The organism is Microbulbifer maximicatervae (SeqCode), from assembly GCF_052467065.1.
The window spans coordinates 4,848,620-4,859,910 of record NZ_CP174299.1; the positions used below are offsets into that span (position 1 = coordinate 4,848,620).

Here is an 11,291-nt window from a genome sequence, read left to right on the forward strand (position 1 = left end):
AAGACAGCCCTCAGCAATTATTAAACTCTCAATAAAGGTATAAAAAGGAAGTTTTGGGAAGCGCGGAAAGCCCAAACAGAGAGCCCAACAAGCTGAATAAAATTATTACCAACGACATAGGCAGGGTATCTTCCATCGTCAGTATAAAGAACGTTAGACTGCCGTATTCTGCACGTCTCCCCTAACTTCCCTCCACATCAACAATCTCTTGCCCCGGATTTCGATCATTTAATTTCACTACACAAAGAGCAATACCCAGCAACACGACAAAAGTCGCTACCCACTCGACAAATGTAAGATATTCACCAAGGATAATTGATGAACCGATTATTCCCACAATAGGAACCAGCAACCCGAATGGTGAAACACAGGCAGAGGAATAGCGACGAATTAAATCACCCCATAAAATATAACCAACCAATGTCACCATGCACACTTGGTAAACAATTGAAAACCAACTGGCCGTATGCGCCTGAAAAAAGAAAACCCAGGGAGTAGGGCTCTCATAAAATATCGACAAGACCAAAAGAGGTACCGGCGGCACCAATGAAGCCCAAACCATTAAATGAAGTAAGTTAACTCCTGGCATCCTGCGGAATACGATATTCGCTATCGCCCAAGACAGCCCCGCCCCCATGATAAGGATAAATCCCACTATCGTTGTCGACCCACCTTTATCGGCATAGTAGAAGAATACAGAGAACCCTACAGCCGCTATTACCAAACCCAAGCACTGCTGCATATTTATCTTATCGCCAAACAGCATTGCGAATAGCAATAGGGTGAATGGCACCTGCGACTGCATTAGCAGTGACGCTACACCCGCTTGAATATCGGCCTTCATGGCGTAGTACATCAACCCCAGAGAGAGAAACTCTAAGAAGAAGCCGAGCGCAACAACATTGAGGATCGAGGTCTTGGGGAATGGACAAAAGAAAACCAGAGGAACAGCGACGAGGGTGAAGCGAACCGAAGCCAATAACATTGGCGGGAAGTCGGCCAGCGCCACCTTGGTTATCGGGTAATTCAGTCCAAAAATTGAGACTGCCAGCAAAGCCAACAGTATGCTTCTATACGGCATCTATACAGCCAGTAAACAATGGACGTAACCAAAGGGTAGCAGCCTCCATTACTCTTCTGCGCCTAATGGGCCCTTTGTAATTGCTTCAATAGCTCCCTGGTACCGATCTATTGCGGCGCCTCACACTTCTCACCAGTAGATCGCTGCTCAATTCCCTTTGCGTAGACAGAAGTGCTATTCTCCCCTGCCCGCCAATCTCTGGATGTAACGATGATATGGATGAGCTGCTGCACTGGCTTGAATTGATCGGTATCGCGGTCTTTGCCTTCAGCGGCGTACTCGCCGCCGGCCACAAACAGATGGATTTATTTGGTGCCGTGGTACTCGCCTGCGTCACCTCTATTGGCGGCGGCACCGCCCGGGACATTATTCTCAACGTCCCTGTATTCTGGCTTGAGCACACCTATTACCTGTGGATCGCCTCAATTACCGGTGTAGTAAGCTTTTACCTGATACGCTATCTAAAGGTCCCTATGCGCCTGCTAATGGTGGCAGATGCCATCGGACTCGCCGTTTTTGTGGTGCTCGGAACCCAGAAAGTACTAGAACTGGGCTATTCCGCGACCATCGCAATCGTGCTCGGCGTAATGACCGGTACTTTTGGCGGGGTGATTCGGGATGTGCTGTCCGGTGACATTCCACTTTTACTCCGGCGAGAGATCTATGCCACCGCTGCCCTTACCGGCACGGCCATACTCGTTGCCTTGGACAATGTAGGGTGGCTACCCCATGAGCTGGTGGTGGCTATTGCTGTATTTGTGACCTTAGCGATTCGCCTCGCAGCATTGCGCTGGAATATCTCCGCGCCAGTGGCACGCTTCGGCAAGCACTGACCCGCTCAAAGGTCTGGAACCATAAACCACTATTTAGTAGCAGTCACAGGAATAATCTAAGTGCAAAAAGCCCGATTGCGCATACTCCTCATCATTCTCTTTTCCATGGTGATTGGAGCCTGTGAGCGCTCGACAAACTCTGTCCAAACCGGTCAAACCCCGCAAAAACAATACGCTCGCCTGGTCGCAAAGCCCTGCTGGTTCAAAACCGATGAAACCTGGCCTTTCACCCAGTGTTTCATGATGGAGGTGCCGGAGAATTATGCCCACCCGGAAAAGCGCAAAATCCGCTTTCCGGTCGTGCGCTTCCGCGCCACAAACCCCGATCCCAAGAAAATCCCCCTACTCCACCTAGGCGCCGGAGGCCCCGGAGCCAGCATGGGATTAGAACCCGAGAACGCCAGCGACTGGTTGTGGCTTAACTATGCCGCCATGACAGTAGAAGATGGCCGGGATCTCTTTGTTATAGATCCCAGGGGCACCGGTATGGCCCAGCCACGCCTCACTTGCAGCGAGTTTATCGAAGACGCCGATACCGCCTTCCGGCGCAACCTGTCTCCGGAAGAAGAGGCCCGTGTTTTTTCCTTCAGTATGGAGCGCTGTTACAGCCGCCTGAGCAAAGGTGCCGACCTGGCCCAGTACAACAGTTCTGTGATCGCCAGGGATGTAGAAGAGCTGAGAAAAACCCTCAAGCTCGATAAATTCGACCTCTATGGGGTGTCCTACTCCTCCCGCTACGCCCTGACAGTGGCCCGCGACTTCCCAGAGTCAGTGCGCACCCTGGTGCTTAACAGTGCGGTATTCCCCAATATTGTCTACACGCAACAGCTCCCTCAGGACTCCCTGGCGGCCTACGAACGCGGCCTGAAGCATTGCATCGAAGACGAGAAATGTAACAGTCGCTACCCCAATTTGCGTCGCAGATTGGAAAACCTGATCCAGACCTTAGACGAAGAGCCGCGCACCATTCCGATCAAGCACCGCTACTCAAAGCAAAGCTATCCCTTTGTGCTTACTGGACAGCGCTTGCTGAGAGTTCTATTCCAGGCGCTGTATAACGAAAACTTCTACAGTGAACTGCCCAAGATGATCGAGGGCCTGGAAAATGAGGGCGATGAAGGGCTACAGCCGGCCCAGGATGCCATCGCACACTTTATGGAGATCGTACTGGATCCCTACTTTGGGGATGCAGCCGGCGTTAGCCACTTCTGCTATGAAGAGGCTCCTTTTGTCGATTTTGATCAGGCCAGGGCCAACGCTGCAGACACCGGCATTCTCGGCGGGGCCGTGCGATCAGATTTAAATTTGTTGCAGCTACAGTGTCGCATCTGGGCAATCCCCTCTGCTCCTCTCACTGAGTCAGAAGCCATCTCCACCCCAGTTCCAGTGATAGTGTTACACGGCGGCCTGGATCCGGTACTGGCTGCAGATGATGTCGATATCGCACGCAAAGAGCTACCGAATCACCAATGGCTGCTATTTCCCAACCTGGCTCACGATATTATTTCCGCAAGCAACTGCGCGGAGCGGGCAGTTGCGCGCTTTCTCGACAACCCTGCCGAAGATCAAACCGAAACCACCATGACTTGCCGCAAAGCGGAGCTGGCAGACCAGATTTCCACCGAAGAAGAATCTGAGTCCCAGCAAGAAGCCGAACAACAGGCCGTTGAACCCCAAGCAGCTGAGGTCCCTGCCCCGGAAAGCGGCCAATAACCAAAAACAACAGCTGAAGTTACACGACAAAAGCGGTATCAAGGATTGAGGAAAGGCCGATGGAGAGCAACAACAACCCTGCCCTGATTGAAGTTGCGGATTTGGTAGAGCTCAAAAAGACCGGCGAACCCGTAATATTGGACTGCCGCTATAGCCTGGCGGATCACGATAGTGGTGAGCGGGACTATCGGGCAGGCCATATTCCCGGTGCCCATTACGCCTGCCTGCACCGTGACCTCTCTGCCCCTGTGCAACGCTACGGCGGCCGCCACCCAATGCCGAGCGCTGCACAGTTCCAGGACTACGCTCGCAATCTGGGAGTCGATAGTGACACACAGGTAATCGTCTACGACGACAACCGCCTGGGTTTCGCTGCCCGTGCCTGGTTCCTGTTTTTCTTCTTTGGCCACAAGAAAATCAGCATTCTGAATGGCGGTCTAAAAGCCTGGCTCGATGCAGGGGAGGCATTGGACACAAGCGAGCCCACTCGATCCAAGCAAGGAAACTTCAGCGCACAACCAAAAGAAAATCTTTTGGTTCATTACGAGACTATCAAACAAAACCTGGGTAAAGCACCCTGGCAGTTAGTAGACGCCCGGGACAGTCAGCGCTTTGAAGGAATTGAAGAGCCTATCGACCCGATTGCCGGACATATACCCACCGCCATCAACCAGCCCTGGCAAAATATTACTGACAAAAACAATGGGAAAGTGAAATCTATTGCCGAACTTAAATCACAGTTTGGCAACTTGGAAGATGGTAAACCACTTCTCAATTACTGCGGCTCCGGAGTTACTGCCTGCGTTAATTTCTATGCACAATATTTAGCTGGTCGCCACGACTCACTACTCTATCCAGGGAGTTGGAGTGATTGGTGTTCGCGCCAGTGAAGATAAAAAGGAGTCTGCATGCTAACAGGGCTTAATCACATAACTCTTGCTGTCAGCGATGTAGATCGCTCCGCTCAGTTTTACATGGGCATTCTTGGGTTTTCGGGGCAGGTAAAATGGAATTCCGGCGCCTATTTATCATTAAATGATCTCTGGCTTTGCCTATCCTTGAGCACACCTGAGCCAAGAAATGTCTACACCCACATTGCCTTCAACATCAGCGAGAGTAACTTTGAAAGGTTTGCAGGCTTACTTAAGGAGCATAATGTAAAAGAGTGGAAAAAAAATTCCAGTGAAGGTAATTCAATGTACATTCTTGATCCAGATGGCCATCAACTTGAGATTCATGCAGGCTCGTTGAGGAGCCGCTTGGAATCATTAAAATCAAAACCATATCAAGGGTTGAAGTGGTTGTGAATGAAACTCAACAAGTGCATCAACTTCGCAGCAATCGATACGTGACCTCAACTGCATATCCTTTGCTTCGCACTCACCAGTTTGTCATTTGATGTGCCAGAAAAAATTGATTTTATTCGATAAGATAATGGGCCAGTAATACCTCCAGACACAGAAGAAAAAGACTACTGGATTCAATGCGGCACAAAATAGAGAAACCCGAAAAACAATAGACGGGGATTCCAGCAATGGATAGGACAAACTTTCTGAAGAGCAAAATAAAGCTACAGCTTATACCCCCCCATACTACAAGTAGCTTACTCCTCTAAAGTCAACCATTCACAGAGAAATAACCTTGAGACAGCTGATTGCCTTTTTTGTACTTTTTTACTCACTCTACATTCAGGCCGAGCAGCTTGTGGATTTAGATTATTTACCCAAAAACAAAGAAATTACGCATACCCTAGAAAAACGACCTGTAGTTCTAGTAGATGCTGCACACCATAACTTTCATACAATATCCGGGCGATACCATCCATTCGCTGACGTTCTGAAAAGTGACGGATACATAGTAAGGTCAAATGATAAAAAAATTGACAAAGCCAACCTGAAAGACATCGATATCGTTGTTATTGCCAATGCCCTTAGTGAAGAGAACATTGAGAACTGGAATCTTCCCAACCATTCAGCTTTTACACGAAAAGAAATAGAGGCGCTTTTCCACTGGGTTAAAGGTGGTGGATCTCTATTTTTGATAGCTGACCATATGCCATGGCCAAAAGCAACAGCTGACCTTGCAGAGATATTTGGCTTCCACTTCCAGAATGGTTATGTTGAAGTCATTGGACAGCAAGAGCAGTACTTTGAAACCAGCGATGGGAGCTTAGCTGACCACAGTATTTTGAAAGGAGTGAAAGACTCCCATAAACTGAATAAAGTAAGGGGGTTCATGGGTCAGGGTTTTTTGAGTCCACCAAATGCTAAGCCGGTGATGATTTTTAGCAAGCCATCAATCGCTTACATGCCTAGAAATTCAATTCAATTTAATGAAAACACGCCAGAAATTTCCGCCACAAACTGGCATCAGCTATCTACATAAAAATTTGGAAATGGTCGACTGGTAGTATCTGGTGAGGCAGGCATGTTCACCGCTCAGGTTGATTCAGATCCAGACGGGAAATGGAATATGGGATTGAATGCCAAAGGAGCTGAACAAAATGAAAGGCTCTTATTAAACATTATGCTCTGGCTATCAGGCAAAATTAATTAGCACTACCCCACACACAGAAGGTATCGAAAATATAAAGTCCCAGAAAGTTAATATTATTTATTAAACAGCTAAGCCATAGGTATAAGTTGCCCACTGAAATCAACACAGGCTTCGCGCCTAAAAATTGGACAGCCAACGATAACACACAATACTTTAATCAAAGTAACCTCTGGCGACACACCATACTAAGGCCTTATAATCTTCCTGTGTTTGTGTGGGATTAATCACTATACAGGACCTTAGTTTGTACAAATTATTCTATTACCCAAGAAATGCGAGCTGGGCACCTCACCTTATATTAAAGGAGTTAGGTGTTGAATTCGAACTTGTACTAGTTGATCGTAGGTCTGAAGCACAAAAAGCCGCTGAATACTTAGAGCTCAACCCCACTGGAAGAATACCTACGCTGGTAGATGGTGGAAGTGCTCTATTCGAGAGCGCTGCTATCGCTCTTTACCTGTGCGAAAAACATCCTGAGGCAGAGCTACTTCCACAAGCAAACAGTACAGAGCGTGCGCTATGTTATCAATGGTTATTTTATCTAACCTCCACGCTTCAACCTGAGCTAATGATATATTTTTACCCTGAAAAACACACAACAAACAATAACAGCACCCCCAGTATCGTTGAAGCCCAAGAGCAGAGGATTACCGATATGTATGGTATTCTGAATGATCAGATTGGTGATCGGGAGTATCTGGTTGGCAACAAAATATCTATTTGCGATTATTTTTTATTTATGCTTTGCCACTGGGGAAGCGGATTTAAAACGCCACCAATAGCATTTCCAAATCTAGCCCGATGCTTAAGGAACTTAGCCTCAAAAGAAGCCTTCCAGGCTGTATGTACTACCGAGGGTACAAAATTAGATATATATAAATAGCCTCAAATCACTGTGGATTAATTGACTTTTCACTCAAATTATCTTAATAGCACCAGGTATGAACATCCATGAAGTACAATAGGATAGGTATATCTAAAAGATTAATCTTAGCGGGAAAGTATAAAAAGGCCATAGACCTCCTCTTACCTATTGCGAACGCCAGGAATGAAGTCGCTCAGCTAATATTAGGTTATCTATATTTTATGGCTGATTCTGGAATGGATGGAGTTAATGCAAAAAAATGGCTAGAAAAGTCTGCAAAACAAGGTAATGCTGACGCTCTATACTTTTTAGCGACTACCGACTTCACAGGAAATCACTGGGCAAGTTTTGGAGAGTCAAAGGCCCAAATTGCCAAGGTCAGAAAAGCAGCTGTAAAGGGCTCCGCCGACGCACAAAGATGGCTAGCAGTTACCTACGCTCATGGAGAAGTTGTCCCGCCTGACTACACTCAAATTGTTTACTGGGATACCAAAGCTGCTGAACAGGGTTTATCAGAATCACAGCACGACTTAGGCGTAATGTGGATGAGCGGCGAAGCAGGCCATGTTGATATTGCTAAATCATTATACTGGTATAAACAGTGTGTTACTCGCAATCATAATGTGACTGACTCGAAGTGGGCTTTTCGCAGAATCATAGAGATATATGAAGGAAGGTTTGGCAAACAGTTCAAAGACTTAAGTGCGACCTTCTATTGGAAGAAAAGATCAAGAGAATTACCACTGCTACCCTATAGGCACCACCCAGATTGGTTTTACCAATAGAACACAGACTGCCAACTATTTAAGGCGCCACCTTTATAAAGGGCCCATAGTCGGCAGTAACACGCAAATGCAGCCTACACTACAGGCATATCCAGTAACCATCAAGGGCACTTTATCAGGTAAACACCAGAGTACTTACAGCTATCTCTATATACAAAATACCGTAAATACTATCAAGCCCATGTCAGCCCACATTACTTTGCCAGATTATGCTTCAACGGCATAAGCCTAATAAATATCCATTGCCTTAAACCTTATGGCTTATAAACATAAGTACGCCAACCATCTGAAAGCCCCAGGGAACCAAACCCGTTAGACAGGATCTTTCGTCGGTAATACTCACGAAAGAAATTGAAAAAATCCTGCTTGTTATTAAAGCTATACTCTCCATGATTAGGATCAAAAAAAATGCACTGCTGAGCCATTCCAGCGGGTCCAACATAGAGAGAAATCGCATGGGCCGCCGGAAAGCACCCAAAACTTGTACCTGATACGGTAATTATTACGTAATGGTCATTTAATTGATCTAATGATGCTATTAAAAAATCGGTCATTGATAAAGGCTGCCCCCCAGGATTAATTATCTGGATACTGGAGTTATCACCAAGCCCAGGTACTGCGCTCACTCCGCGATCTCTAAGCCATGCTTCTACATTATTCATGTAAGCATTATTTTTATCGTGTGCCCACCCCCACTGAGATCTGGCAACACTTCTTAACTCACGAATATTTAGAGAGCGAAGTCGAGTGAATGTAAATGTACCTGTTCCAACTCTCCACTTTTCATACAAACCCAATTTACTTGATAAAGATACTCCTTCAGTAGCCCTACAATGTACCCAATGTGCAGTTAAGGCTCCACAAATACCAAATTTGCTAAATCCTGCATAGTGCACCCAAACTCTCAGTGAACCCTGAGAAAAGCCCCAAACTTTTTGTCCTCGATGACGCCCGGCAATTGTACTAACGCGCATACTGACAGCCTCCCAACAGACGGTTAAAATCCAAAAAATATCCATATTAATTAGAGCGAAGAACTACTTAAAAATACTAAGCTGTTCCTAATCAAAGACTTTTACCCAAAGAGATTGATGACTCTCATAGAAAAACAGATTGTAGAGATTGATAAATTCTTATACCTGCGGCAGTCCCACAGTAGTTAAATACACTGGCAAGGCTTTAAAAATTTTTCGGGGCAGCCACATCCCCGCTATTCAACAAACCCCACGCATCGAAATCATCAACCAGCTCTTTACTCGCTAGCTCAAGTGAATAATTCCAGCTCGATTTGAACCATAAAATTTATACTTTTATAACGCTCTATAACTGCTCATAACTAGCAAATACTCATCGCCCTACATCCGCAAAACCAGACCAAGGCCTAGAAACATTTACACTAATGAATCCTATTTTCTCTAGCGCTCATTCTGCAGGCTTATGCTCCATATTATGTCGGCACTGTCGAGTAAACTTTAGATACTGGGCAAATATTTTTAGGTTTTGGACTTTTTGCCAGATCGATTTAAATATGTGCAGATTAAGTTGCTTTACCAGAGGGAAGTAAGATGGCCAAAATGCTGGCCATCTTAAACAGCTTTCGCAGCTCTACACGAAGGGAAATCCAACTTACAACGCTAAGCAAGACCAATTTACAGATAGAATTAGCTTTTCCATACCCTGTCAATCATCCAGGAATCGAACTTAAAAAGGGCACGATAGTGCATATTACTTACCAAATGGAAAAAGAAATAGAAGTCCTCTTTATCCTCAAACCAAAACTCCCCAAAATTCGGATCAAAGAAGCAAGCATCCTGTTTTTGTCCGGCGGATGATGGAGCTCCAATCCACGCAGCTACTGCATGGGAGCCTTGAGTGTGATCCCGGTTAGACCACATTTCTATCAAAGCGTAGGCCCCATTAATTTGCTCTAGCCTCTGTCGTAAGGAATCCCTATTTGATTGCCCTGCTACAGAGGACAGCACTCTCAGTCGATTAAATAACAACCAAGCCCTATGAGCCCCCTCCAATTGGCACTTTGCGCCCAGGCTTGCTGCTGTCCAGCCATCTGCCTTAGCTTGGGGATATTAAAGGGGATAAACCTTCGCTGACTCCAAACTCCACCCAGGTGATTTACCAGTGAATCATCAAATGCGTGATATTTAATCCAATGTGAGGCTAATGACATACAGATTCCACTGCCTGCAATTTGGTTGATATTCAAAACGGGAAATGATTGAGAGAAATCCCAAGTACATACTCCATCCATCTGGCGCGCCATAGAGTAAACGCTGTACATAAGTACTCCTGCGGGTAAATTATTATGCCTCTGTGCTGAACACGGGTAGAACGAAGCCTGCTAAAAGCACTCCCCTTCGAGCGCTATAGCTTCTAGACCTAGCAAGAGGAAGGCGCCAATACTCACTCCACACCAACGTCAGCATAAGAACTTTACGCGCCAAGACAGCAGTCAACTTTAGATTCTGGTCGTAAGTTTTTAGATTTTGGCCATAACTTTGCGGCCACCTAATACGGACAAGCCAAATCTATCGAGACAGGGGAAGGAAAGAAAAGTGACGGGAAAGTAACTGTGCCAAGCATCACAAAAGCAGGCGGTACTCACCGCGCCACCTGCTCCTGTAATCTATCAATTCTCAGTCGTGCATTGGGTTGCGAAGAATTGGGCAAACCGCGTCTTCATTCTTAGCCATATATTGCTGGTGGTACTCCTCGGCGTAGTAGAACGGTTGAGCCATGCTAATTTCGGTGGTGATTGATCCACGATCTTTGGCATCCAGCGCTTCCTGCACAGCCGCCCTGCTCGCTTCCGCCTCCTGTTTCTGGCCTTCGTTCAGACAGAAAACACAGGAACGGTACTGGGAGCCGATATCGTTACCCTGGCGCATACCCTGGGTTGGGTCATGGTGATCCCAAAAGATCCGCAGGAGCTCTGCGTAGCTCACCTTTTTGGGATCAAAGATCACTTTCACCACCTCTGCGTGCCCGGTACGGCCGGTGCAGACTTCATCGTAGTTCGGGTTTTCAGTGGCGCCATCGGTGTAGCCAACGGCAGTGGCAAACACACCATCCGTATCCCAGAACACATGCTCTGCGCCCCAGAAGCATCCCATACCAAAAATGGCGACTTCCAGGTGCTCAGGGAATGGCTCTTTAATGGTGTTGCCATTTACAAAGTGGGTACCACTGATCTCCATCGGCTGGGGCCGGCCGGGCAGCACCTGGTCCGCATCGGGTATCTGAAATTTGTCGTATTGCATACTGTTTTCTCGAGTGCAGGAATTTTCTTTTGTCAGGATAGCTCGAAGGCGCTTATCCTCCCAGATCCAGGGAGCCTCTAATAATTCCATGGTGCACCTGGCTTTCAGAGCGGTTCACAATCAAGGCGCGGCTTTGTAGGAATGTCCAGACCTTTCAAAAAGTCGCAGCGCGGGGTGTGAATC

General features: G+C 46.7%; 12 protein-coding genes. 7 read left to right on the forward strand and 5 right to left on the reverse strand.

Going from position 1 to position 11,291, the window contains the following annotated elements:
• Positions 1-181: 181 nt before the first annotated feature.
• Positions 182-1,081, reverse strand: a complete 900-nt coding sequence (locus ACJJI1_RS21440; RefSeq protein ID WP_444957942.1) for an EamA family transporter — start codon at positions 1,079-1,081, stop codon at positions 182-184.
• A 215-nt stretch (positions 1,082-1,296) separates the two neighbouring features.
• On the opposite strand from ACJJI1_RS21440, the gene ACJJI1_RS21445 reads away from it, so the two are divergent.
• The 7 genes from ACJJI1_RS21445 (at position 1,297) to ACJJI1_RS21475 (ending at position 7,833) form a co-directional block, all read left to right on the forward strand.
• Complete coding sequence (locus ACJJI1_RS21445) at positions 1,297-1,914, forward strand: trimeric intracellular cation channel family protein (RefSeq protein ID WP_444957943.1); 618 nt, start codon at positions 1,297-1,299, stop codon at positions 1,912-1,914.
• A 60-nt stretch (positions 1,915-1,974) separates the two neighbouring features.
• On the forward strand, positions 1,975-3,627 hold the full coding sequence (locus ACJJI1_RS21450; protein WP_444957944.1) for an alpha/beta fold hydrolase: 1,653 nt from the start codon (positions 1,975-1,977) through the stop codon (positions 3,625-3,627).
• Positions 3,628-3,686: 59 nt separating this feature from the next.
• Positions 3,687-4,517, forward strand: coding sequence for a sulfurtransferase (locus tag ACJJI1_RS21455; RefSeq protein WP_444957945.1), 831 nt, complete (start codon positions 3,687-3,689; stop codon positions 4,515-4,517).
• An 18-nt stretch (positions 4,518-4,535) separates the two neighbouring features.
• Positions 4,536-4,934: a fosfomycin resistance glutathione transferase gene (gene fos, locus ACJJI1_RS21460; RefSeq protein WP_444957946.1), complete on the forward strand. Its 399-nt coding sequence runs from the start codon at positions 4,536-4,538 to the stop codon at positions 4,932-4,934.
• Positions 4,935-5,268: 334 nt separating this feature from the next.
• A complete protein-coding gene (locus ACJJI1_RS21465; protein ID WP_444957947.1) occupies positions 5,269-6,012 on the forward strand; it encodes a hypothetical protein in 744 nt (247 codons plus the stop codon).
• Positions 6,013-6,427: 415 nt separating this feature from the next.
• A complete protein-coding gene (locus ACJJI1_RS21470; protein WP_444957948.1) occupies positions 6,428-7,066 on the forward strand; it encodes a glutathione S-transferase family protein in 639 nt (212 codons plus the stop codon).
• A gap of 68 nt (positions 7,067-7,134) precedes the next feature.
• Positions 7,135-7,833, forward strand: coding sequence for a tetratricopeptide repeat protein (locus ACJJI1_RS21475; protein ID WP_444957949.1), 699 nt, complete (start codon positions 7,135-7,137; stop codon positions 7,831-7,833).
• 254 nt (positions 7,834-8,087) lie between these two features.
• Here ACJJI1_RS21475 and ACJJI1_RS21480 read toward each other — a convergent pair whose 3' ends face one another.
• The 4 genes from ACJJI1_RS21480 to msrA form a co-directional block, all read right to left on the reverse strand.
• The gene (locus ACJJI1_RS21480) at positions 8,088-8,807 is read right to left on the reverse strand and encodes a YopT-type cysteine protease domain-containing protein (protein WP_444957950.1); all 720 of its coding nucleotides are present in this window, start codon (positions 8,805-8,807) and stop codon (positions 8,088-8,090) included.
• A 687-nt stretch (positions 8,808-9,494) separates the two neighbouring features.
• The gene (locus ACJJI1_RS21485) at positions 9,495-9,815 is read right to left on the reverse strand and encodes a YopT-type cysteine protease domain-containing protein (RefSeq protein WP_444959406.1); all 321 of its coding nucleotides are present in this window, start codon (positions 9,813-9,815) and stop codon (positions 9,495-9,497) included.
• 2 nt (positions 9,816-9,817) lie between these two features.
• Positions 9,818-10,129, reverse strand: coding sequence for a hypothetical protein (locus ACJJI1_RS21490; RefSeq protein ID WP_444957951.1), 312 nt, complete (start codon positions 10,127-10,129; stop codon positions 9,818-9,820).
• 355 nt (positions 10,130-10,484) lie between these two features.
• Positions 10,485-11,108, reverse strand: coding sequence for a peptide-methionine (S)-S-oxide reductase MsrA (gene msrA / locus ACJJI1_RS21495; protein ID WP_282932528.1), 624 nt, complete (start codon positions 11,106-11,108; stop codon positions 10,485-10,487).
• Between the last annotated feature and the right edge of the window lie 183 nt (positions 11,109-11,291).

Excerpts from the sequence above, each read along its gene's own strand:
- ACJJI1_RS21440 (WP_444957942.1), bottom strand. The coding sequence starts at position 1,081 with ATGCCGTATAGAAGCATACTGTTGGCTTTGCTGGCAGTCTCAATTTTT.
- ACJJI1_RS21445 (WP_444957943.1), top strand. The coding sequence starts at position 1,297 with ATGGATGAGCTGCTGCACTGGCTTGAATTGATCGGTATCGCGGTCTTT.
- ACJJI1_RS21455 (WP_444957945.1), top strand. The coding sequence starts at position 3,687 with ATGGAGAGCAACAACAACCCTGCCCTGATTGAAGTTGCGGATTTGGTA.
- fos (WP_444957946.1), top strand. The coding sequence starts at position 4,536 with ATGCTAACAGGGCTTAATCACATAACTCTTGCTGTCAGCGATGTAGAT.
- ACJJI1_RS21475 (WP_444957949.1), top strand. The coding sequence starts at position 7,135 with ATGAAGTACAATAGGATAGGTATATCTAAAAGATTAATCTTAGCGGGA.
- ACJJI1_RS21480 (WP_444957950.1), bottom strand. The coding sequence starts at position 8,807 with ATGCGCGTTAGTACAATTGCCGGGCGTCATCGAGGACAAAAAGTTTGG.
- ACJJI1_RS21490 (WP_444957951.1), bottom strand. The coding sequence starts at position 10,129 with ATGTACAGCGTTTACTCTATGGCGCGCCAGATGGATGGAGTATGTACT.
- msrA (WP_282932528.1), bottom strand. The coding sequence starts at position 11,108 with ATGCAATACGACAAATTTCAGATACCCGATGCGGACCAGGTGCTGCCC.